The organism is Nitrospira defluvii, assembly GCF_905220995.1.
Lineage (GTDB): Bacteria > Nitrospirota > Nitrospiria > Nitrospirales > Nitrospiraceae > Nitrospira_A > Nitrospira_A defluvii_C.
The window spans coordinates 1,089,023-1,110,479 of the sequence record NZ_CAJNBJ010000001.1 but is presented as its reverse complement, the minus strand read 5'-3'; the positions used below and the strand labels follow the sequence as shown (position 1 = coordinate 1,110,479).

Annotated in this window: 20 protein-coding genes, 1 other RNA gene and 2 pseudogenes; 17 read left to right on the top strand and 6 right to left on the bottom strand. The window is 59.5% G+C overall.

All coding sequences use genetic code 11. The annotated features are described in order from the left end of the window. Positions 1–14: 14 nt before the first annotated feature. Complete coding sequence (locus KJA79_RS22775; RefSeq protein WP_246507431.1) at positions 15–131, bottom strand: hydroxyisourate hydrolase; 117 nt, start codon at positions 129–131, stop codon at positions 15–17. 26 nt (positions 132–157) lie between these two features. Further along, positions 158–1,072, bottom strand: coding sequence for a hydrogen peroxide-inducible genes activator (locus KJA79_RS05350; protein WP_213040949.1), 915 nt, complete (start codon positions 1,070–1,072; stop codon positions 158–160). A 131-nt stretch (positions 1,073–1,203) separates the two neighbouring features. Here KJA79_RS05350 and KJA79_RS05345 point away from each other — a divergent pair, with 131 nt between their 5' ends. The 4 genes from KJA79_RS05345 (at position 1,204) to KJA79_RS05330 (ending at position 5,269) form a co-directional block, all read left to right on the top strand. Then, complete coding sequence (locus KJA79_RS05345) at positions 1,204–1,410, top strand: hypothetical protein (protein ID WP_213040948.1); 207 nt, start codon at positions 1,204–1,206, stop codon at positions 1,408–1,410. Between the two features lie 45 nt (positions 1,411–1,455). Next, positions 1,456–2,529, top strand: a complete 1,074-nt coding sequence (locus tag KJA79_RS05340; protein WP_213040947.1) for a cytochrome-c peroxidase — start codon at positions 1,456–1,458, stop codon at positions 2,527–2,529. A 145-nt stretch (positions 2,530–2,674) separates the two neighbouring features. Then, a complete protein-coding gene (locus tag KJA79_RS05335) occupies positions 2,675–4,300 on the top strand; it encodes an MFS transporter (RefSeq protein ID WP_213040946.1) in 1,626 nt (541 codons plus the stop codon). 15 nt (positions 4,301–4,315) lie between these two features. Then, entirely contained in the window at positions 4,316–5,269 is a 954-nt protein-coding gene (locus KJA79_RS05330) for a DedA family protein/thiosulfate sulfurtransferase GlpE (protein WP_213040945.1), read from the top strand. A gap of 19 nt (positions 5,270–5,288) precedes the next feature. Here KJA79_RS05330 and KJA79_RS05325 read toward each other — a convergent pair whose 3' ends face one another. Next, on the bottom strand, positions 5,289–6,323 hold the full coding sequence (locus KJA79_RS05325) for an STAS-like domain-containing protein (RefSeq protein WP_213040944.1): 1,035 nt from the start codon (positions 6,321–6,323) through the stop codon (positions 5,289–5,291). Positions 6,324–6,658: 335 nt separating this feature from the next. Here KJA79_RS05325 and ssrA point away from each other — a divergent pair. Further along, positions 6,659–7,009: a transfer-messenger RNA gene (ssrA, locus tag KJA79_RS05320) on the top strand. Positions 7,010–7,146: 137 nt separating this feature from the next. On the opposite strand, the gene KJA79_RS05315 is transcribed toward ssrA, so the two are convergent. After that, positions 7,147–8,100 (bottom strand): LysR family transcriptional regulator, encoded by a 954-nt coding sequence (locus KJA79_RS05315; RefSeq protein WP_213040943.1) that lies wholly within the window; start codon positions 8,098–8,100, stop codon positions 7,147–7,149. A gap of 139 nt (positions 8,101–8,239) precedes the next feature. Here KJA79_RS05315 and tmpT point away from each other — a divergent pair, with 139 nt between their 5' ends. The 9 genes and pseudogenes from tmpT to KJA79_RS05265 all read left to right on the top strand — a co-directional run bounded on the left by tmpT (position 8,240) and on the right by KJA79_RS05265 (position 14,863). Then, positions 8,240–8,884: a thiopurine S-methyltransferase gene (tmpT, locus tag KJA79_RS05310; RefSeq protein WP_213040942.1), complete on the top strand. Its 645-nt coding sequence runs from the start codon at positions 8,240–8,242 to the stop codon at positions 8,882–8,884. Between the two features lie 2 nt (positions 8,885–8,886). After that, positions 8,887–10,302, top strand: coding sequence for an MFS transporter (locus tag KJA79_RS05305; protein WP_213040941.1), 1,416 nt, complete (start codon positions 8,887–8,889; stop codon positions 10,300–10,302). 191 nt (positions 10,303–10,493) lie between these two features. Beyond that, positions 10,494–10,769, top strand: a complete 276-nt coding sequence (locus KJA79_RS05300) for a type II toxin-antitoxin system Phd/YefM family antitoxin (RefSeq protein WP_213040940.1) — start codon at positions 10,494–10,496, stop codon at positions 10,767–10,769. Continuing rightward, positions 10,769–11,110, top strand: a complete 342-nt coding sequence (locus KJA79_RS05295; RefSeq protein ID WP_213040939.1) for a type II toxin-antitoxin system RelE/ParE family toxin — start codon at positions 10,769–10,771, stop codon at positions 11,108–11,110. The genes KJA79_RS05300 and KJA79_RS05295 overlap by 1 nt, the downstream gene beginning before the upstream one ends. Positions 11,111–11,197: 87 nt before the next feature. Beyond that, entirely contained in the window at positions 11,198–11,503 is a 306-nt protein-coding gene (locus tag KJA79_RS05290; protein WP_213040938.1) for a hypothetical protein, read from the top strand. A 12-nt stretch (positions 11,504–11,515) separates the two neighbouring features. Next, positions 11,516–12,001 (top strand): annotated as a pseudogene (locus tag KJA79_RS05285) (ATP-binding protein); the annotation flags it as partial. Between the two features lie 156 nt (positions 12,002–12,157). Next, positions 12,158–13,618: pseudogene (locus tag KJA79_RS22770) on the top strand (class I SAM-dependent DNA methyltransferase). A 118-nt stretch (positions 13,619–13,736) separates the two neighbouring features. Next, the gene (locus KJA79_RS05270; protein WP_213040935.1) at positions 13,737–14,300 is read left to right on the top strand and encodes a heme-binding beta-barrel domain-containing protein; all 564 of its coding nucleotides are present in this window, start codon (positions 13,737–13,739) and stop codon (positions 14,298–14,300) included. Between the two features lie 152 nt (positions 14,301–14,452). After that, positions 14,453–14,863, top strand: a complete 411-nt coding sequence (locus KJA79_RS05265; protein ID WP_213040934.1) for a cupredoxin domain-containing protein — start codon at positions 14,453–14,455, stop codon at positions 14,861–14,863. Positions 14,864–15,098: 235 nt separating this feature from the next. Here KJA79_RS05265 and KJA79_RS05260 read toward each other — a convergent pair whose 3' ends face one another. Then, positions 15,099–16,883 carry a glycoside hydrolase family 15 protein gene (locus KJA79_RS05260; RefSeq protein WP_213040933.1) on the bottom strand — a complete coding sequence of 595 codons (1,785 nt, stop codon included), beginning with the start codon at positions 16,881–16,883 and terminating at the stop codon, positions 15,099–15,101. A 50-nt stretch (positions 16,884–16,933) separates the two neighbouring features. Here KJA79_RS05260 and KJA79_RS05255 point away from each other — a divergent pair, with 50 nt between their 5' ends. Together KJA79_RS05255 and otsB are read left to right on the top strand one after the other, a co-directional pair. Next, on the top strand, positions 16,934–19,165 hold the full coding sequence (locus KJA79_RS05255) for an alpha,alpha-trehalose-phosphate synthase (UDP-forming) (protein ID WP_213040932.1): 2,232 nt from the start codon (positions 16,934–16,936) through the stop codon (positions 19,163–19,165). Between the two features lie 8 nt (positions 19,166–19,173). Next, positions 19,174–19,947 carry a trehalose-phosphatase gene (otsB, locus tag KJA79_RS05250; RefSeq protein WP_213040931.1) on the top strand — a complete coding sequence of 258 codons (774 nt, stop codon included), beginning with the start codon at positions 19,174–19,176 and terminating at the stop codon, positions 19,945–19,947. Here the strand turns inward: otsB and KJA79_RS05245 are convergent. Beyond that, positions 19,944–20,429, bottom strand: a complete 486-nt coding sequence (locus KJA79_RS05245; RefSeq protein WP_213040930.1) for a macro domain-containing protein — start codon at positions 20,427–20,429, stop codon at positions 19,944–19,946. The genes otsB and KJA79_RS05245 overlap by 4 nt on opposite strands. A 184-nt stretch (positions 20,430–20,613) precedes the next feature. Between KJA79_RS05245 and KJA79_RS05240 the strand changes: the two genes are divergently transcribed. Then, positions 20,614–21,432 (top strand): polyphosphate kinase 2 family protein, encoded by an 819-nt coding sequence (locus tag KJA79_RS05240; protein WP_246507429.1) that lies wholly within the window; start codon positions 20,614–20,616, stop codon positions 21,430–21,432. Positions 21,433–21,457: the final 25 nt, after the last annotated feature.

Genomic DNA, 21,457 nt, shown 5'->3' with positions numbered 1-21,457 from the left:
CCCGAGGTCCCCGCTCAGCTGCGTCGGTAAGTGCTATACCCAAACGGGCTGAGCAGCAGCGGGACGTGGTAGGTCTGCGTCAGGTCCTGCACGGTAAACACCACGACCACCTCGGGGAAGAAACTCGCCACATGAACCTCTCCCTTCAGGCTGCCGGTCAGGCCGTCGCGGAGATCGGTTCCAGTCCTGCAATCTTCAACATCTTCACGGCTTCTTGAATCACGCTGATGACGGCCGGTCTGGCGAACCCCTTGCGCCAAGCCAGGGCAATGCGACGCTCGGGCACCGGTTTCGTAAAATCCAACACGGTGAGCCGTTTGTTCAGATGTCTGCTAGTGACGGCGCTGGAGGGCATGACGGTAATGCCGAGCCCTGAGGCGACCATTTGACGAATGGTCTCCAGCGAATTCCCCTGCAAGCCCTCGGAGTCCGACCGGCTGAGTTCCGGGCAGGCCTCCAGCACCTGATGTCTGAAGCAATGACCGGCATGGGGTAACAGGACTCGCTCGCCCATCATGGCCGAAGGATCGATGGTTCCCTTCTTCGCGAGTCGATGGTCTGACGGCACGACAGCCTTAAAAGGTTCGTCGTACAGTGCTTGCACCAATATCCCAGGCTCTTCAAACGGCAAGGCGATCATGATGACGTCGAGCTTGCCGCTCTTCAACATGGCGGTCAGGTTGACCGTAAGGTTCTCCTCGATCTCCAACGGCATCTCCGGTGCCCGCTTGTGCAGGAGCGGCACGAGATCCGGCAGCAGGTACGGGCCGACCGTCGCAATGGCGCCGAGCCGTAACGCTCCCACCAGCTGATTCTTCCCTTGGGCGGCGAGAAGTTTGATGCGATCCACTTCCTCCAGCACCAGCTGGGCTTGGTGGACGATTTGTTCCCCAAGGGGGGTGAGCACTGCCTGGTGTTTGCGTCGCTCAAAGATCGCCACGCCCAACTCTTCCTCCAGCTTCTTGATGGCCAGACTCAGCGCCGGCTGCGTCACGAAACTCCGCTCGGCTGCGCGGCCGAAATGCCGTTCTTGTGCCAAGGCGACGATGTACTGCAGTTCGGTCAAGGTCATAACCGGAGTCCTCGCATGATTAATTTCGCTAATCGTCCATGCATACACTATCAATTGGACTGATAGTTCGGCCACCGGTATCGTCTCATCATGAAGTCGCAATCGAACAGGGTGCAACAAGGAGGTGGGTCATGCGACAGGTGGTAGTGGCTTTCGGCATGGGATGCGTCGTGATGATGTTGCAGGGGTGTGCCGCGCCGGCCAAGCAGATCGGGCATGAGCCTGCGGCATTCGCGGATGGCAATCGGGTGGCCCTATCGGATGACGACGTCCTCAAGAAAATGGAACGGCATGTCGAGCGCCAGGATCGCCCAGGGTCCACGTTGATGTTTCGATGATTCCCCGGCGCAGGGCATCACGAGGGAAGGAGAAAAGGAGGAGCCATGCGGAAGACAAGGATGAGATGGGTCGCAGGCGTCGCGGCAGGGGTCATGGTCGGAGCGTGTGGTCTGGCGGCGACGCGTGTCATGGGCGAACCGTCGGGGCCTCAATCGACTCCGACTTCCGTCACGCAGGAGATCCCGTTGGGACTAGAGGACCCGGCGGGCTACATTCCGGCGGACAATCCACAAACGGCGAAGAAGATCGAGCTCGGGCGGGTTCTGTTCTTTGATAAGCGGCTGTCTAAGACGAACACCGTCGCTTGTGCGAACTGCCACATGCCCGGCCTGGCGTTTACCGACGGACAGGCCGTGTCGATGGGGATCAATCGGTTGCAAGGCGGTCGAAGCGCCCCGACAGCGATCAATCGCGTGTATAGCAAGGCGCAGTTTTGGGATGGACGCGCTCAAACCCTGGAAGAACAATCGACCGGACCGTTTATCAATCCGGTTGAACATGGCTTTCTCGACTATGATGAGATGATCGCCAAGATGAAAACGATCAGCGGCTACCGCACGCTCTTCGGCGAGGTGTTCCACAGCGAGATTACGGAGCAGAACATCGGCAAGGCGATTGCGAGTTTTCAACGGACGCTGATCTCGGGCAATAGTCCTGCGGATCGGTTCGACTTCGGCGGAGAGGAGCAAGCCCTGAGCGACTCCGCCAAACGAGGCTTGGAATTGTTCCGCGGCAAGGCGCGCTGCACGCGTTGCCACTCGGGGTTCAATTTCTCCGATGAAAAGTTCCACAACCTGGGGATCGGCTGGGATACGAACACGGTGGACTTGGGCCGGTACATGGTGACCAAGAATCCGGAGGATATCGGGGCGTTCAAGACGCCGACCTTGCGGGAGATCTCGCGCACGGCTCCGTACATGCACGACGGACGCTTCGGCACGCTGGAGGAGGTCGTCGACTTCTACAATCAGGGAGGGATTAAGAATCCCCATCTCGACAATACGTTGATTCCGTTAGAGCTCACTGCAGAAGAGAAGCGGGATGTGGTAGCGTTTTTGCGGTCACTCAATGGTGAAGGCTGGCAACAGGTGGCGGCACCGGTCGAGTTTCCAAAGTAGCTCTCCCTGCAGAGACGGGAAGGGCTGTGGCCTGCGGGCTGCCGCCCTTCTCGCTCATCTTCCTGCCTGCTTGCAAATCCCTCCCTTGTACGGGTAACAGAGAAGACGACGAAGAGAGTGCCAGAGCTTACTCGGTTACGCCGATATGATGACTGCCGTTTCCCGCTGGATCGATCGTAATATTCTGGAACTCGTTCGCGATTTCCAACTGTCCTACCTCCCGCCGCTCATGGTCTACATGGCCGCCGGCATTTCCGGGCTCACCGGCATCGTGGGCACCTTCTTCGTGAAAGACTATCTCGGCCTCTCCGCGGCGTTTCTCGCTGCGCTGGGATTCTGGGCCGGGATCCCTTGGGCGCTCAAAATGCCGTTCGGGCATCTGGTCGACCTGCTTTGGCGATGGAAGAGCCTGCTCGTCTATCTCGGGGCCGGGGTGATTGCGGCGAGCTTGCTGATCATGGTCGGGCTGATCGGTCATCGTGAGGCGATGGTGGCCGTGATGCCGGCGGAGGTCTGGTACGTGCTCAGCGTGTTGTTGTCGCCGATCGGCTACGTGATTCAAGACACCGTGGCCGATGCCATGACCGTCGAGGCGGTTCCGCGGGTAGACGAGCGGGGGCAACCGATCGATGAAGGGACGCTGAAGCTCATGCACACCACGATGCAAACGCTCGGGCGCGTCGCGATCATCGGCGGCGGCATTCTGGTCTCCCTGATCAATCTGTATCTGTTTACGGGTGTGGAAAACCTGCCCAAAGACAAGGTCGCTGAGATCTATCAACAGGTCTATCTGCTCGCGTTGGCGATTCCGGCCGTGTCGGTCCTCGGCGTGATCACTGCCTCGATCCTGCGTGTGCGGGAGAAGCGTCGGTTCCTGAGCCAGGGACTGCCGCCGAAACAGATTGCGGCGTTGTTGGAGCGGCCTGAAGAGCCAACCAAGCCCAATTGGTGGATTCTTGGCGGGAGCCTGGCCTTCGTGTTGTTTACCCTGACGGTCGGTGTGGCGGACTTCCCGTATAGCGAAGAAATTGTTTTCGCCGGCTCCATGGCCATCGTGTCGGTGTTGATGGTGCGTTTGACCCGTGAACTGGAACCTCAGGCCAGACATGTGCTCGTGGGGACCGCCCTGGTCGTGTTCGTGTTCCGTGCGGTGCCAGGACCCGGGGAAGGCGCGACCTGGTGGATGATCGACCAGCTGAAATTCGACCAGCAGTTTCTGTCGGTCTTGTCGCTGATCGGCAGCGCCTTGACGCTTGCGGGCATGTTTCTTTTTCGCCGGTTCATGGCGGAACGGTCCATCGCTTATGTGGTGGGCTTTCTCGCCGTGGCGGCGTTTTTCTTAGGGCTTCCCATCGTCAGCATGTATTACGGCCTTCATCAGTGGACCTCGGCGATGACCGGCGGCGTGGTCGATGCGCGGTTTATCGCCCTGGTGAATACGGCGCTCGAATCGCCCTTGGGCCAGATCTCCATGATTCCCATGCTGGCCTGGATTGCGAACTCCGCGCCGGCCAATCTGAAAGCCACCTATTTTGCGGTGATGGCCTCGTTTACGAATCTCGCCCTGTCGCTCAGCCAGCTCGGGACGAAATATCTCAACGAGCTGTTCGTGGTCACCCGTGAGGTGCGCGATCCGGTGACCAACGCCATTCAGACCCCCGATGACTATAGTCAGTTGGGCATGTTGTTGATTGTCCAGACTTTGCTCGGTCTGGCGTTGCCCTTCGCGGCGATCCTGTTCGCCCGCTTCACGCGATTCCGGAGCGCTTGACGAAAAGGGGGAACGGTGGCCACCTTTCAATTCCTGGCCGACCATGGCGTGGGCGTACTCTTCTGGGTGATCTTTGCCGAGCAGATCGGCTTTCCCATTCCGGCCATTCCCCTGTTGATCGCCGCCGGGGCCCTCGTCGGGGCCGGCAAAATGTCGGTGGCGGCCGCGCTCCTCGTGCCGGTGGCCGCGTCGTTGCCGCCGGATGTCGCCTGGTACTATCTGGGGCGGTACAAGGGCGGAACGGTACTCGGCTTCCTCTGCCGGCTCTCGTTGGAGCCGGACTCTTGCGTGCGCGACACGGAAAATCTGTTTCATCGGAACGGTCCCCGCGCGCTGTTGCTCGCCAAGTTTATCCCCGGCTTCAGCACGGTGGCGCCTCCGCTGGCCGGGATCGTCGGCATGAGCCCACTCACGTTTATCCTGTACGACGTGGCCGGTACCCTCATCTGGGCCTCTGTGAGTGCCGGAGTCGGAGCGCTCTTCAGTAATCAACTCGAACAACTCATCAGCCTGTTCGATCAAGGCGGGGGGTTGCTGCTCACGTTGTTGGCTGTCGGCCTCGCGGGGTTCATCGGTTACAAGTTCTATCATCGGCAGACGTTCCTGCGGCACCTGCGCATGTCGAAGATCTCCGTAGACGAACTCAAACAGCGGCTTGATGCAGGCGAGGCGATCAGTGTGGTGGACGTGCGGCATCCTCTGTCGGTCCAACTCGATCCGGACACGATTCCCGGCGCCATCAATTTCACGCTGGAGGAGATCGAACATCGCCATCACGAAATCCCGCGCGATCGCGATATCGTCCTCTACTGCACCTGCCCCAACGAAGTGTCCAGCGCCAGGACGGCGTTCCTGCTCAAGAAGAAAGGCATCCATCGCGTCCGCCCGTTGGAGGGTGGCCTCGACGCCTGGCGGGAGCGAAAGTATCCGGTAGAGCGGCGCCCCATCCCACCCCTGACATCCCCTTGACCTGTGCGGACTCGAATAGTTACTGAGAGGGAGTCGTGGAAGGAGTCACGGGGCGGACGTGTTTGATCATGGCGAGGACGGCAGGGCTGGCGTGCTCAGGGTGGATCATGATGCCAGGGTGGCGATTGGCGAACACGCGAAACACTTCATCTGCAAATCCCTGTCCCACGGAGCGTACGTCACGAAAGTCGAGGCTGATTTCTCTGAACTTCTCCAGATTGGCCAGCAGACGTTTTGCCTCCGATCGAGAGACGTAGTCGTGCCGAAGGAGTTTCACGAACACTCTGGTTTTCTGGAACTGAAAGTCATATTCCGCCGGGGCAAACTCACCGAACACCTCTTCTAGCTTATGACGGGCACTGCGGTGAACGGTGAAGTGGACGGCTGTTCCGGCGAGGTGCCGCTGTTGAGATACAAAGACGTCGTGCTTGGCGCGCTTCCATTCCATCTGTATGCGATGAGAGCGCACGGTGAAGGCGTCACCGATGCGGGAGGTAAAAAAGATCCCTTCCCCCGCATGTGCCTCCGGCATCGTGGTGGTTTTTCCCTTCAGTAGTTCGACCAAGGCTGTCTCTTCGTCGGGCAAGCCATGCTTGGTCGCGATGGAATGAAACAGGCCGATACCGGCATCACGGATGTCGAAACTGACGAAACTCGGCGTCACAGTGAATCGTATGGAACAACGTTCCGCCTGCGAATGATCGATCGCGTTGTTGAGCATTTCCGTGAAAGCATATCGAACGATGGCCAGCACGTTAGGTCTCAGCACTCGCTCAAGGTTAAGTTGCACCGCAAGCTGGTTCCATACGCGATCCTCATCGCAGTCGCGGATTGGGAGGAGCCTCGCAATCGTGGCCGGCTTCTCGGCTTTTCCTGCCAAGCTATAGCGAGCGCTTCGGGTCGTTCCCGATCGGACGATCTGATGGGTTTCGAGCAGACTTCGCAGATGCAGACTGAGGGCCTGGCGACTGAGACCGAGGTGTTCACGGAGCTCTCCCCCCGTAGCCGAGTCTCTCCGTGCGAGAAACGCCAGGACTTTTTGCTTGGGACCCACGTAACGACGGTGGCACATTGTCAAAGTATTGTCAATGTGTAGACATTGCAATTGTCAATGCATGATCGAAGTCATATCGAACAAGCAGCGTGCGGAGTCGTGGAAGAACTCCGGGCTGGCATCCCCTTGATCTGTGCGGTATGATGAGCATCTAAAGAAGAGCGAATAGCTGATGGCGTATGGCCAATAGCCAGGCCGAAGACCTTGCGGATGTTCAAAAAGGTCTTGTGGCAAGGCCGCAGCGATGCGAAGGTCCGAGGCGTACTGGTTACGTACGGCGAGGAGCTGAGCGAGTGAGAACGCAGCCAGAAGCTTTTTCAACATCAGACCGAAAGGGGGGCGACCGGTTTCGACGGGGATATTGACGCCATCGTTGCATGTCGAGATCTCGGGAACTCGTAAAATTCCGGGAAAAACGCAACTGCCAACCAAGAACTGGCACTCGCAGCCTAATTTAGGCTGAGACGTCGTTCCATCTGAGGCCCGCGGGGGTGGAATGGCGCGATGCAGCGGGCTGGTTCCACGCCGGTGCTCAGCGGCGTGGGGCGAGACAATACTGGGCTAGCGGTGATTCTAAGCCGGCCGATAGGCGTGGGTCGCTGCGAAGCTTAAAGAATCGGCTACACATGTAGATGCGATGTGCCGACGATCTTCGGACAGGGGTTCAACTCCCCTCGCCTCCACCAAACAACGCGCGCTCGACCCGGAGCCAATGATGATGGATCCGGGCGACGGGATAAACCACTTCTAGAGTTTCTCTCTTTTTCGTGCGACCCCGCGCCTTACATGAGCGCGGGGATACTTCACCTCAAGTGAGTGCCCTTCAGGAAGGGCACGGAGACTCTCCGAGCCCTTTTTTCTTGCCTGAACTCCTCTGGTGGGCCAGATGCGTCGTGCAGACCTCCCGAACACAGGTGCGTAACCAGCGATGCGCAAGATCAGCGTCCAGTCGAGGGTGCCAGAGCAACGACACGGTGAACTCCGGCGTCGAGATCGGCAGGGCAAAGCTATACATGCCGGTACGCAAGATCCCGGTGTGTCGTTCGGGAACGGTGGCGATGAGGTCAGAGGCGCGAGCCAGCGCAAGAGCCGTCGCAAAGCCCCCAACAATCGTCGCGAGCTCCCGTTCCAATCCGAACGCTTCTAAGGCATCATCGATCGGGCCCTTTTCAAGTCCCTCTCGCGAGACACAGATGTGTTTTCCGGCGGCATAGCGGGAGGGCGTGATCCTGCCCTTCGTCAGCGCATGACCGGCTCGCACGACACCAACATATCGGTCATTGAACAGGGCCTGCATGCGCAACTCCTGAGCCGTTGTCTTATCAACCACCCCGGTCTCCAACTCGACGGTGCCTTCCCGCAGCGGCGCGCTGTCCTTCTGTGACTTCTGCACAAAGCGCAGTCGCACGCCTGGCGCCTCCCTACCGAGACGGTCCAGAAGCGGCGGGCCGAAGTTCTCCACAAAACCTTCGCTGGTTCGCAGGGTGAATGTCCTGACGAGCGTGGTGAGAGTGAGTCGCTCCGCCGGGCGAAGCACTGATTCGGCGTCTTGCACCAGCTGACTCACGCGTTCACGCAAGGCAAGCGCCAGAGGTGTCGGCACGAGCCCTCGACCAGCTCTGACCAACAGGGGGTCGCCGGTTGTCGCGCGCAATCGGGCGAGTGCCCGGCTCATTGCTGATGGACTGAGTCGTAACCGGTGCCCGGCGCGCGCCACGCTGCCTTCCGCCAGCAACACATTGAGGGTCACCAGCAGGTTGAGATCGGGCCGAGACATGGCGCGATGATAACACGGTTCACCTGTGAGATGGCGTCAGATGCACGCATAACATGCAATCGCTGCGTGTTCCGCCAGGTCACGGAGCAGCGTAAGATGACCTCATCGTCGGTGATCATTTTCAAGGAGGTCGGAACACATGGACGCACAGTTTTGGCATGACCGGTGGGCAAGCAATGAAATCGGGTTTCACAAGAGTGAAGCGAATCCGTTATTGGTGAAGTATCTCGGCGAGCTGTCCCTCCCGAAGGGCAGCCGAATATTCCTGCCGCTCTGCGGCAAGACGCTCGATATCGGGTGGTTGCTGGCTCGCGGCTATCGAGTGGCCGGGGCCGAATTGAGTGCTATTGCCATTGACCAATTGTTCGCGCAGCTTGGCGTAACCCCGACGATCACGAAAGTCGGCGCCCTCAATCACTACCACGCCCCGCAGGTCGACCTCTTCGTGGGCGACATCTTCGCGATGACGCCGGCGTTGCTGGGTCCAGTCGATGCCATTTATGACCGGGCGGCCTTGGTCGCCTTGCCACAGGACATGCGTGCTCGGTATGCAGCACACCTCACGACGCTCACCGCGCAGGCGCCGCAACTGCTTATCTCGTTTGAATACGATCAGCGAGCCATGGAAGGCCCGCCGTTCTCGGTCAGTGAAGAAGAGATCCGGAAACACTATGGTCAGCGATACGACATCGCCGTCCTGACCAGCCTTGATGTCCCCGGCGGCCTCAAGGGACGCTGCCCGGCCACGGAACGGGTGTATCTGCTGACGAAAGGGAGGCGTTAGCTGTGGAGAAGAAGCGGATCGTGTCAGTTCGAGGGAGCCTCGTCGCCCTCTCGTTGTGCGTGCTGCTGTCCTCGATCGGGACGAGCATTGCCAATGTGAGTTTGCCGATGTTGGCGCAGGCCTTCGGCGCGTCTTTTCAACAAGTGCAATGGGTGGTGCTGGCGTATCTCCTGGCGGTGACGACGATGGTGGTCAGTGTCGGACGCCTCGGCGACATCATAGGGCGTCGGCGACTGCTGATGGTAGGCGTTATCTTGTTCTCCGTGGCCTCCGCTCTCTGCGGAAGCGCACCCACGCTGTGGCTTCTCATCGCTGCCCGAGCGATGCAGGGACTGGGAGCCGCCATCATGATGGCCATCACGATGGCCTTCGTCGGTGAAACGGTTCCCCAAGCCAGGGTCGGCCGTGCGATGGGATTGCTCGGGACAATGTCGGCGGCCGGCACGGCGCTGGGTCCTTCCCTCGGGGGCCTGCTGATTTCAGCATTCTGCTGGCAGGCGATCTTTCTCATCAATGTGCCGCTGGGCGTCACCATTCTGCTGCTCATCCATCGCTACCTCCCCGTCGATGCGAATCCGCGGCGGACCATTCCACCCAGCTTCGATGTTGTGGGGACCCTCGTGCTGGCAACGACGCTCGCGGCCTATTCGCTGGCGATGACGGTTGGACGAGGTCATGTCGGAGCACAGAATCTAGCGCTGTTGATGGCGGCCTTGCTTGGCCTCAGCCTCTTCATCGTGGCGGAGAGACGGGTCGCGTCCCCGTTGGTCCGATTGGCGCTGTTCCGCAATGCCTCAGTGAGCACGAGCTTAGCCATGAGCTCGCTCGTCTCGACCGTGATGATGGCGACACTGGTGGTCGGGCCATTCTATCTCTCGCAAACGCTTGGGCTCAGCGCGAGCTGGTTGGGATTGGTGTTGTCGATCGGTCCACTCTTCGCTGCGGTGGCCGGGGTACCGGCCGGTCGCTTGGTGGACAACGTGGGCGCCCACCGCATGACTCGCATGGGACTCATCGGAATCGCGGTCGGGTGTTTGTTGCTGTCGACACTCCCGGCATCACTGGGGACTGTTGGCTACATCCTCCCCATCGTTGTCCTCACCGTCGGGTATGCGTTCTTCCAGACGGCCAACAATACGGTGGTCATGATGGATGTTCATCCCGACCAGCGGGGCGTGATTTCCGGCTTGCTCAACCTCTCGCGCAATCTTGGGCTGATCACCGGGGCATCCGTCATGGGTGCGTTGTTCACGTATGCGTCAGGAATGACCGACATCGCCACCGTCGCTCCTGAGGCCGTGGCCACCGGGATGCAGATCACGTTCGCAGTCGCAGGGCTGCTCATCCTCGTTGCGCTGGCCCTGGTGGTTGGCAGCCGGATGCTGGGAACGCGAACTGTGCTGGCTGAGCATGTGTGACCGTCCGTTGTCTTGTACGGGGGATGTCGACTTCACAGTGCCTGCCAATCCCATGAGATGGCTTGGCATGACTGGCCCAAAAGCCGCAGCCCGGCAGTCCGGGGTTACAAAAACCGAGAATCAAGCGGCTGTTGTGATCAGACTAAATAAAGACTATATTTAGTCCATATTGAATTACGAGGAGTCACTCGATGCGCTATTCTTCGCGAGTCAAACCCATCAGCTACCTCAAGGCCAATGCTGCGGAAGTGCTGACGCACATTGCCGAGCAGCGGGAGCCGTTGATCATTACCCAAAACGGGGAAGCCAAGGCTGTGCTACAGGATGTGGCATCGTTCGAAGAAACCCAAGAGACCTTGGCCTTGCTCAAGATCCTGGCCCTTGGCAACCAGGATTTGGCGGCAGGTCGGGTCAAGCCCGTGACCGGGGTGGTGGCGCGTCTACGCGCAAAGCGAGCGACGGCCTGATGGTCGACAGACAGAAGCGCTATGAGGTTGTGCTCACCCTGGGTGCTGAGCGGGACCTGGAGTCCATCTACGACTACATTGCTCAATTCGATGGCGTGGCCAATGCCGACGACGCGCTAGACCGGTTGATGGAGGTCGTGGAGGGGCCGGCCCGGTTTCCAGAGCGTGGCAGCTACCCAAAAGAACTTGCGGCACTGGGCATCAGGGAATACCGCCAGACTCGGTTCAAGCCCTACCGGGTGATCTACCGCGTCATAGGCAGGCAAGTTGTGATCTACCTCATCATCGATGGCCGGCGGGATATGCAGTCTTTGCTCACTAGCCGTTTGCTTGGCGCTTGACACGAATCGCCCCCCAAGATGCTCATGAATTGAGGGGGTAGCCGTCTTACGGTCAGTCACTCTCCCCCAAACCTCCAGGGCCCTGACGTGCTCCAGGCCGATTTTCTTGCCAGACGCTTGCACCAGGGCAATGCCATCACCTCCGGCGCGGTGCTCAATCTCAAGAAGTCGCCGAAGACTCTTTCGGGATCGCTGTACCAGTTAATCGCACAGACGCATGCCTACGTGCTGGACGAGCTGGCCAGTGGCCTCACACTGGCCGCCTCGGGCTTTCGGACGGTGCATCGGTATCCGGAGCGTGTCATCAAGGAGGCCATTACCAACGCGATTATCCACCGTGACTACCGGCTGAACCGGGATGTACAAATTCGCATCTTCGACAATCGGATTTAAGTCGTCAGTCCTGGTTTATTTCCCGGCCGCATCACGCCGGCTTCCGTACATCGCACAGGCTCGTTCGCGCGTAACCCATTACTGGCCGGTAATCTGCGGGAGTTTCCGGAGCCGCCGAATGTGGATGCCGGCGAAGGGGTGCGAATGATGTTCAGCCTGATGCGGGCGGGCAATCTGTACCCCCCGCTATATCGGGAGCTTAGGGAACAGGCGCAGGAAGCCATTTCCGTGGTGCTGTTCAATGAAGCACGCCCTCCCATTTGGGAACAGGTGAGCGGCTGGATCGATCGCCAAGGGCCTTTGGCGAACAGCGATCTGTGCGGTATTGCGGGACTGGATACGTTGAAGGCTTCGAAGCTCTTGAAGCGCTGGGTTGAGCAAGGTTTGTTGGTTCCTGATACCAGCCGGGGTAAACGCCATGTTGTGTATCACAAGCCGGTGTCCGATACCGAGTCGCCTTTTAAGACAGCGCTGTTATCCGAGCCACCGGATAGTTGAACAGGGCTAGTTGTAGCCGAAGGGCACACGGGCTCACTCCTGTTTCATTATCCAGCTGTCTGGATAATGAAACAGAAAAACTTGTAACTCATTGATTATGCGAAAGATAACCGCACGCTCATTATCCAGGATGGCTTCCTGTCCCGAGGCGGCCTCATGAACACCTCTACCCTAGTCCAAAAAGTCTGGAACTTCTGCCACACCCTGCGCGACGACGGCGTGGGGTATGGCGACTACCTTGAGCAGCTCACCTATCTGCTCTTCCTGAAGCTGGCGCACGAATATGCGCAGGAGCCCTATAAGCGCGATACGCACATTCCCAAGGGATACGACTGGGCCAGCCTCAGAGCGAAAACGGGTGAGCCGCTGGAAGCACAGTACCTGGCTACGCTCCATAGGCTCGGTCAGGAACCGGGGATGCTGGGGGCGATTTTCTTCAAGGCGCAAAATAAGATCCAGGACCCGGCCAAGCTGTCGCGCCTGGTGCAACTGATCGACGCCGAGAACTGGATCAGCCTCGACGCCGACACCAAGGGTGATTTGTATGAGGGGTTGCTGCAGAAGAACGCCGAAGACACGAAAAGCGGCGCCGGCCAGTATTTCACGCCGCGCGCGCTAATCGAAGCGATGGTGGCCTGTGTCCGGCCAGAACCTATGAAGACGATTGCCGATCCGGCCTGTGGCACGGGCGGGTTTTTTCTCGGCGCCTACAACTGGTTGACTCGCCCAGGGGCCGCGCTGAACAAACGCCAGAAGGAGTTTCTGCGAGACAAGACCTTCCACGGCAACGAGATTGTGCCGAACACGCGCCGCATGTGCTTGATGAACCTGTTTCTGCACAACATCGGTGAGCTGGACGGCGAGCCTTCCGTCGAGCGCTCAGATGCATTGATTGCAGAGCCCAAGCAGAGGGTGGACTACGTGCTGGCCAATCCGCCGTTCGGCAAGAAGAGCAGCATGACGATCACCAATGAGGAAGGTGAAGAAGACAAAGACGCGCTGACCTATGAGCGGCAGGACTTCTGGGAAACCACCTCGAACAAGCAGCTCAATTTCCTTTAGCACATTGTCAGCATGCTGAAGGTGGACGGCAAAGCGGCTGTGGTGTTGCCGGATAATGTGCTGTTTGAAGGTGGCGCCGGTGAAAAAATCCGCCGCAAGCTGCTGGAAACTTGCGATGTCCACACGATCCTGCGTCTGCCGACCGGTATGTTTTATGCGCAAGGGGTGAAGGCGAACGTGGTGTTTTTCGATGCCAAGCCGAAAGATGGCCGGATTCATACCGCGGGGGTGTGGTTCTACGATCTGCGGACCAACAAGCACTTCACGCTGAAGACCCGGCCGCTGAAACGTGACGATCTGCAGGAGTTCATCACCTGCTACAACCCGGAAAACAGGCATGAGCGCAGCGACACAGAGCGTTTCAAATATTTTCACTATCAGGACGTGATCGCCCGCGACAAAGCGAGCCTGGATATCTTCTGGCTCAAGGATGATAGTCTGGACAATCTCGATGACCTCCCGCCGCCGGATGTGTTGCAGCAGGAAATCATTGAGCATCTGGAGGCGGCCTTAGCCTCCTTCAGGGATGTGGCCGCCGGACTGCAAAGAAAGTAGCGTGCCGCTCGCCCTTCCCTCCGTTTGAGTCCCCCTCTTCTCTTCTGCTACAAGAGCAGCCAACTCTGGGCTGGTCGTTCGACCGAGGGCACCGGAGTATCACAAGGAGGAATGCGCGATGAGTGACGATCTGTTGAAGTATCTTGGTCCGCTGGCTGCGCTGGCCGGTGTGTGGGAGGGCGATAAGGGCGACGACGTGGCGCCGTCGGATGATCGTGGCACAGAGCGCAACAAGTTCCGTGAGCGGATGACGTTCGAGCCGTTCGGCCCCGTGAATAACCATGAGCAGCAATTATATGGCTTGCGGTATTCTACTGTAGCCTGGCGCTTGGGCGAGGACGCGCCGTTTCATGAGGAGACCGGTTACTGGCTCTGGGATGCGGCCGCAAAACAGGTGCTCCGTTGTTTCATCGTGCCGCGGGGAGTTACGGTGCTGGCCGGGGGTACCGTGGAACCGGATGCCACGTCGTTTCAGATTTCGGCGGAGGCCGGATCGGACACGTATGGGATTTGCTCCAATAAGTTTCTTGATCGGGAGTTTAAGACCGTCCGATATGAGTTGACGGTGACCCTGCATGGCCGCGACAGCTTCAGCTACAGCGAAGATACGCAGCTCAAAATGAAGGGCCGCGACGAACTGTTCCATCACATCGACGCGAATCGAGTGACCCGAGTCAGATAATTCTGTCGTCGCAACCTGGTTGGCTTCTACTCCGCACGCCCTGGTATAGTGAAGTGAGGCTACGCTACGTAGTACGTTCATGGTCACGCTGTGTGTCAGCACGCCGCAGGCGGGAGCGACCGGCAGACACACGTCGAATAAGGAGGTGCAGGATGTGGAGATCAGGGGTTGCACTAGCGGGAATTATGTTGGCGACCGGTTGTGCGGGGCTGCCGCCGACCACCAGGACGGCGGTGATCCACGAGATCAAAATGGAAACGCATCTGGCGCCTGCAGAGCTGACTGTGCATGTCGGCGACGAAGTACGCTGGGCGAACCACCGCACGTTGGCGGCGCTGATCGATATTCCCGGCCTGAAGTCGGAGATGTTGTCTTGTCAACGCGGCTTCACCAATCTGTTCGGCAGCCCGCGGGAGCTCACGGAACTTGCTCCGAATGAGAGCGCCAGCCTCTGTTTCGACCGGCCCATTGTCATCAGCTACAACGCGCGCATGCGATCGGCCGCGCCGGGCGGTATGCAGATCGAGGCGGGCACGATTCGCGTCGTGGCTCCGGCTCAATAGCCATTCGCTTTTTCTCCCGCCCCGGAGTCGCGTCATGGGCTCCGGGGTGCGCGCGCTCTCCTGAGCTATCACCCCTCCCCCTAGCCCGTATTATCTTATCCATGAGCGCTTGTGCCGCGATCGCGGATTGGCAGCCGCGACCGGCCTATCGGTGCGCCAGGACTATGGCGATCTGTTGGTTTCCGGTGTCTTGTGTGGAGCTCTTGGCCGCGAGGTGCTGGTGCCGATTGGGCGATCAGAGGACCGTGGTCCAAGGTGGACTGACGGCGAAGGCGGCGTTGATCAGGCCGACGTGGGAGTAGGCTTGGGGAAAATTGCCGAGCTGGGTGCGGGTCTCGGGGACGAAATGTTCGGAAAACAGCCCGAGATGATTCGCGCCGGTGAGGACCTGCGCCATGATCTGCTGCGCTTCCGCCATCCGTCCGAGGCGCGCCAGGCCTTGAACGACCCAGAAGGAACAGATGACGAAGCTGGATTGCGGCCGGCCGAAATCATCGGGGCGGAGGTAGCGGAAATAGAAGCCGGTCTCTTTCCCGCCTGCTTGCACGGCGAGGGCCCGCGCAATGCTGTGCATGGTGGCCTCGCACACGTCGCGGTTAGGAAAGCCGAGGATCGCCGCTTGCGCCAGCGAGGCATCGTACGTCTCGTCCTTGGGTCCGTTGCGGAGCGAGCCGTCTTTGGTCGCGTGTAGGAGTGCCTGGGCTGCGCGTGCCCGGGCTGCATCGAGGTCGAGCGTTAAGGACGGTAAGAATCCGGCCTTGTGCATGCGGTGCGCCCGGTCGAGTCCGGCCCAGCACATCAGGTTCGAAAACGAATGTTCCTGCCAACCGTTTCGGATTTCCCACAGTCCCGCGTCGGGCTGGGCAATGGTGCGATCGCAGAGCCGGGCCAGGTTGGCCACGAGCTGCTCCTGATCTTTTGTCCGCAAGTCGTAGAAGCGGTTGTCGCTGAAAATCGGCGTGAGCGCGAGCACCAGTTCGCCGTACACGTCGTTTTGAATGTGCTCGGCCGCTTGGTTGTGATTGCGCACCGGCGCGCTGCCTGAGAAGCCGGCCCAATTGCCATGTTCGGTTTCCGGCAGCGGGAGATCCTGACTCAGCGTGTACACTGGCGCGAGCCGTTCCCGTGAATGTTCATGTGTATAGGCGATGTTGAGGAGAAATTTGAGAAACCCTTCCATCTCCTCGAAGTGCCCGAGATTGTGAAAGGCGGTGAGCGAAAAATAGGCGTCACGCAACCAGCAGTAGCGATAGTCCCAATTCCGCGGCCCACCGGGCTCCTCGGGGAGGCTGGTGGTCAAGGCGGCCAGGATGGCGCCGGTATCCTCATAGCAGTGAAGTTTGAGCGCCAGGGCGGAACGAATCACCTCTTCCTGGTGCAATACGGGAATCGAACAATGCTTCACCCACATCCGCCAATAGCGAGTCGTTTGATCCAGAAATTCATGGCTGACCTTGGCGAGGTCATCCTCGATGCCCAGGCCCCAGGTCAGGGCGAAATAGGTCTTCTCGGTCAAGGCGAAGGGTCGTTCTTCGTAGAGATACGTCAGCGGCATGTTGGTCAGCAGCCGCAGGTATTCTCCGCGGATGTCGTAGCGTACGTGGCTGTTGCCGCGCATGCCGCGGGCATACTCTTTTCCCCACCCCGTGACCGGGCGACAACTGACGCGGATGGAGGGTGTGCCCGCCAGCGGTTCGACGATTCGAAAGAGTGCGGCTGGGCGGTAGACGCGGCCGTACTGTTCGAACCGGGGGCAGAAATCCGTGATTCTGAAGGTGTCGCCCTTGGACGTGGACACCTCTGTCACCAGGATATTTGTATTGGGGAGGTAGCGTTGCGTTGTCTTGACTTGAGCGGAGCTGGTAGGGCTTGATATGGAAAAGTGCCCTCCTTCCGGATCAAGGATTCGTCCAAAGACCGGATCACTGTCCGGTCTGGGCAGGCAGAGCCAGTCGACCGACCCGCTTTCATGAATGTGTGCCGAGACGTGGCAATTGCCGATGAGTCCGTAAGGGTACATGTCTCAGACCATAAGAGATTTCGGTCTCAAAGTAAACTGCAGGAGTAAAAATGCGGCTGTCCCTCCGGTTTATCCTTCCCCTCTTGCTGGTTCTGGGCGTCGTGGCCTACAGCGTCGTGCCGTTGGTGGATTCGCTCACGCTGAAATGGTTTACGCGCGACCTTGAAAGCCGCTCCAAGTTGCTGGCCAGCACGATGGAGGTGCCGTTGGCGGAACTCGTGGTGTCCCGCTCGCGCACGAAAATTTTTGCCTACTTCCATAAAGTGATTCAGGATGAGCGGTTGTACGCGCTGGGGTTCTGCGATACGCAGCAGCGCCTGCTCTACCAGACGCTGACCTATCCGGATCAATTGTCTTGCGAAAGTCTGGCGCACCTGGCGCCCGGTTCCTCAGAAGTGGTGGACTTTGCGCAGGGACCGCTGCACGTGGTGGTCGCGACGATTCAATCGGCCGGCAAGGTCCAGGGCCGGCTGATGCTGGTCCACGATATGAGTTTCGTGCACCAGCGTAGTACCGACACCAAGTGGTACATCTTCTATTTGTTCGTCGGCCTTGCCGGACTGATTTCCGCGGTGACGGTGCTCGTCGCTCAGCTCAGTTGGCGAGGGTGGGTGGCCGGAGTGCGGGCCATGTTGACCAGTAAAGGGTTGCCGGCTGAAGCGGCCGCAACGCATTCGCCTGAACTGCATCCCGTGGCTCAGGATCTCCATGCGCTGGTGCGGGAACTGGAGGCTGATCGCCGCATGCGGGATGAAAGCCAGATCACCTGGAGCCCGGCCAGCCTGAAGACGATTCTTCACGAACATCTCTCGGGCGATGAAATCCTGATTGTCTCCAATCGCCAGCCCTACATCCACAATCGGCGAGGCCAGAAGATCGAGGTGCAGCTACCGGCCAGCGGGTTGGTGTCCGCGTTGGAGCCGGTGATGCGGGCCTGCTCGGGCGTGTGGATCGCCCACGGCAACGGCTCGGCCGACCGAGAAGTGGTGGATAGCCGGGATCACGTGCGGGTGCCGCCGGACCATCCCTCCTACGATATTCGTCGGATTTGGCTGTCGCCGGATGAGGAGTCCGGGTTTTACTATGGCTTCTCGAACGAAGGGCTCTGGCCGCTGTGCCATAATGCGCATGTGCGGCCGACGTTCCGGACCTCAGACTGGGAACAGTATGTGGCCGTCAACGCCCGGTTTGCGCAGGCCGTGGTGGAAGAGGCCAAGACGGATGATCCGGTGGTGCTCGTTCAGGATTACCATTTCGCGCTCCTGCCGAAAATGGTGCGGGAAAAGCTGCCGAACGCCACCATCATCATGTTCTGGCATATTCCCTGGCCCAATTCGGAAAGCTACGGCATCTGTCCCTGGCGACAGGAAATTCTGGAGGGACTGCTCGGCAGCAGCATCGTGGGCTTCCACACCCGCGAGCACGGGAACCACTTCTTGTCCTGCATCGATCGCATTCTTGAGGCACGCATCGACCGTGACTCGTCCACTGTCTCGTACGGCGGTCGGCTGACGGCGGTGAACCCCTACCCTATTTCCATCGAGTGGCCGTCGCGCTGGTTGGAAAATCAACGGCCCGTGCCGGACTGCCGGGTTCATATCCGCGAGCGGCATGCCATGGGGCCAGACCGGCTGGTGGGCATCGGGGTGGACCGACTGGACTATACGAAGGGCATCATCGAACGGTTTCTCGCCGTCGAGCGTTTGTTCGAATTGCAGCCGGAGTGGGTCGGCAAGTTTTCGTTCATCCAGATCGCTGCGCCGAGCCGGACGATCATCGATCAGTACCAGCACTTTCACGATCAGGTCTATGCCCTGGCGGAACGCATCAACAAACGGTTCGGTCGTGAAGGGTATGAGCCGATCGTCCTGAAGGTGAAGCACCACGAGCCGCCGGATGTCTATGAATATTATCGGGCGTCGGAGTTGTGTTTCGTCACGAGCCTGCACGACGGGATGAATTTGGTGGCCAAGGAATTCATCGCGGCTCGCGACGATGAACAGGGTGTCCTCATCCTCAGCCAGTTTACCGGTGCGGCGCAAGAACTGCCTGAGGCGTTGGTGGTCAATCCCTATGACATCGATCAATGCGCGGCGGCCTTGCACATGGCGCTGTCGATGACGCCGAAGGAACAACGCGCCCGTATGCGGAGCATGCGGGGACTGATTCAGGAGTTCAATGTGTATCGGTGGGCGGGACGTATGCTCATGGATGCGGCACGGATGCGTCGTCGCATTCGCGTCATGAAGCAGGTGGGCCAGGCTTCAGGGCGGGGGCGGTAATCGCACCAATGCGCGACCTGCTCAGCGCTCCAGGGAAGCGGCTTCTCGATCGTCTGGCGGGCCAGGCGGGGGCTCTGTTTGCCTTCGATTTCGATGGCACGCTCGCACGCATTGTTCAGGACCGGCATGGTGCCGGCCTCTCGGAACCCACACGCCAGGCGCTGCATGCTCTCGCGATTGTTGCGCCGACGGCGGTCATTTCCGGGCGCTCCCTCGAGGATCTGCGTCCCCGGGTGGATGGCATCCCCACGCACTTAATCGGCAATCATGGGCTGGAAGGCTTGCATGCGTCGGAGCGGGTCATGCAACAGGCGAAGGACTGTTGCCGGGCCTGGCTCAAGTCGGTCGCCAAGGCCGAAGAGGCTCTGACACGAGCCGGCGTGGTGGTGGAGGATAAGATCTATTCCCTGACCTTCCACTATCGGCAGGCCTGTTCGCCCCCTGCCGCGCGAGAGGCGATCTTTCATACGGTGTCCACGCTGCTGCCGGCGCCGCGACTGGTGTTGGGCAAAGCCGTGGTGAATGTCATCCCCTCCGGCAATCTGCACAAGGGGACGGCCATGCTGGAGTTGATGCACCAGCTTCAGTGCTCTGCGGCGTTGTATGTGGGAGACGACGATACCGACGAGGACGTGTTTTCGTTGCCGGATGAGCGCATCGTCACCGTGCGCGTCGGAAAGAAGCTGACGACCGCCGCGCAATGGTACCTCGCGCGGCAGTCGCAGATCGGACAGTTGCTCCAGTATCTCACCGAGGCGCGGGCCCGGGCCGTTTCGGCCTAGGCTTCTTGCGCGGCCACGCCTTTTTTGTACAGCCCATACACGTAGACGGGAATGTGCAGGTCCTTCAGGGCCTGCTGGAGGAGCGGATAGACCTTTTCCCATTCCAACCCGCCCACTCCGGTGGCCAGGCGAGGGAGGGCCAGGCTCTTCACCTGATGTTCCTGCAATTCCTTTTTCAGTGCTTGAAGCGCATGATTGACGTTGGGCAGGGTGGCCTTGCCGGGATGGTCTTGGTCGCCGGCGGGAGGCTCTTGCGTAAACAAATTGATAATGACGGGGGAGTTCGGCCCTTTCCACGACCAGGCGCCGCCCGGCTTCGGATTGTAGGTCTGACAATAATGGCGGAAATCCTTGTACATCCCCGGCCACTGTTCACGAAGGGATAACGCCAAGCCCTGCTTGAAGTTATCGTGTGGCGCAATTCCATGCGCGATGGCACCGGCCGTGGATAACAGGATGTCTCCGGTCACTTCCTTGAGCATGACTGACGCCTCCTTGAGTTGGTAATAGCTTCGTCTTGTACCACATAAGGCCGAGTCCCGTTCAATCAATGGAGGAGTCGAAAGAAATATTTCCGTCACCCGGCCGGCAAGGCGCGAAACGGCTGCCACCTTCTCTCTGATGATGGGGCCTGAGTGGAGACCCGAACGTGGAAGGAGCGGCGACATGAAAGAGTATCGCATCAAGCCCGGTACACGACTTGCGCTGACGGAGTTCGATCCCAATGACACGGGGAGCTACCAAAAGAATGACGAGGGAAAGGCCAAGGCGAAAGCGGCGACAGCTGAGCTCATTGCCGCTCTCGATCAGCTGCAGGAGCGGCTCTACGCCAACGGCTCGCGGGCCTTGCTGATCGTGTTGCAAGGGATGGACACGAGCGGAAAGGACGGGACGATCCGCAGCGTGATGACGGGCGTGAACCCACAGGGCTGTACGGTCGTGTCATTCAAGGCTCCGTCTACCGAAGAATTATCCCGCGATTTTCTCTGGCGCGTGCATCAAAAGGTGCCTGCCAAGGGCCAGATCGGCATCTTCAATCGCTCGCATTATGAGGATGTGTTGATTACGCGCGTGCACGGCTGGATTTCGGACAAGGAGGCCGCGCGTCGCTTTGGTCAGATCAGGGAATTCGAGGAACTGCTGGTCGAGCAAGGGACGGTGATTGTGAAGTTCTTTCTGCATATCTCGAAGGATGAGCAGAAAGCCAGGCTGCAGTCCCGCATTCGGGACCCAGACAAGCGCTGGAAGTGGAGCTCGGGAGATCTGGAGGAGCGCAAATTGTGGGACGCCTACATGGCCGCCTTCGAAGAGGTCATCGCGGCGACGAGCACCGAACGGGCGCCCTGGTATATCGTGCCGGCAAACCGGAAATGGTATCGCAACCTGGTGGTGGCGGAGCTGGTGGTTCAGGCGCTCGCGGCCATGAAGCTCTCCAGGCCTCCGGCTCCCAAAGGGGTCAATTTCGACCGGCTGAACATTGTGTGAGATCCGGCTGTGCTCGTTGTCGATC

Bases quoted from the DNA above. Each gene is read 5' to 3' on its own strand.
- KJA79_RS05335 (WP_213040946.1), top strand. From the start codon at position 2,675: ATGATGACTGCCGTTTCCCGCTGGATCGATCGTAATATTCTGGAACTC.
- KJA79_RS05300 (WP_213040940.1), top strand. From the start codon at position 10,494: ATGCGCTATTCTTCGCGAGTCAAACCCATCAGCTACCTCAAGGCCAAT.
- KJA79_RS05345 (WP_213040948.1), top strand. From the start codon at position 1,204: ATGCGACAGGTGGTAGTGGCTTTCGGCATGGGATGCGTCGTGATGATG.
- KJA79_RS05255 (WP_213040932.1), top strand. From the start codon at position 16,934: ATGCGGCTGTCCCTCCGGTTTATCCTTCCCCTCTTGCTGGTTCTGGGC.
- tmpT (WP_213040942.1), top strand. From the start codon at position 8,240: ATGGACGCACAGTTTTGGCATGACCGGTGGGCAAGCAATGAAATCGGG.
- KJA79_RS05245 (WP_213040930.1), bottom strand. From the start codon at position 20,429: ATGCTCAAGGAAGTGACCGGAGACATCCTGTTATCCACGGCCGGTGCC.
- KJA79_RS05265 (WP_213040934.1), top strand. From the start codon at position 14,453: ATGTGGAGATCAGGGGTTGCACTAGCGGGAATTATGTTGGCGACCGGT.
- KJA79_RS05340 (WP_213040947.1), top strand. From the start codon at position 1,456: ATGCGGAAGACAAGGATGAGATGGGTCGCAGGCGTCGCGGCAGGGGTC.
- KJA79_RS05270 (WP_213040935.1), top strand. From the start codon at position 13,737: ATGAGTGACGATCTGTTGAAGTATCTTGGTCCGCTGGCTGCGCTGGCC.
- otsB (WP_213040931.1), top strand. From the start codon at position 19,174: ATGCGCGACCTGCTCAGCGCTCCAGGGAAGCGGCTTCTCGATCGTCTG.
- KJA79_RS05295 (WP_213040939.1), top strand. From the start codon at position 10,769: ATGGTCGACAGACAGAAGCGCTATGAGGTTGTGCTCACCCTGGGTGCT.
- KJA79_RS05260 (WP_213040933.1), bottom strand. From the start codon at position 16,883: ATGTACCCTTACGGACTCATCGGCAATTGCCACGTCTCGGCACACATT.
- KJA79_RS05350 (WP_213040949.1), bottom strand. From the start codon at position 1,072: ATGACCTTGACCGAACTGCAGTACATCGTCGCCTTGGCACAAGAACGG.
- KJA79_RS05315 (WP_213040943.1), bottom strand. From the start codon at position 8,100: ATGTCTCGGCCCGATCTCAACCTGCTGGTGACCCTCAATGTGTTGCTG.
- KJA79_RS05240 (WP_246507429.1), top strand. From the start codon at position 20,614: ATGAAAGAGTATCGCATCAAGCCCGGTACACGACTTGCGCTGACGGAG.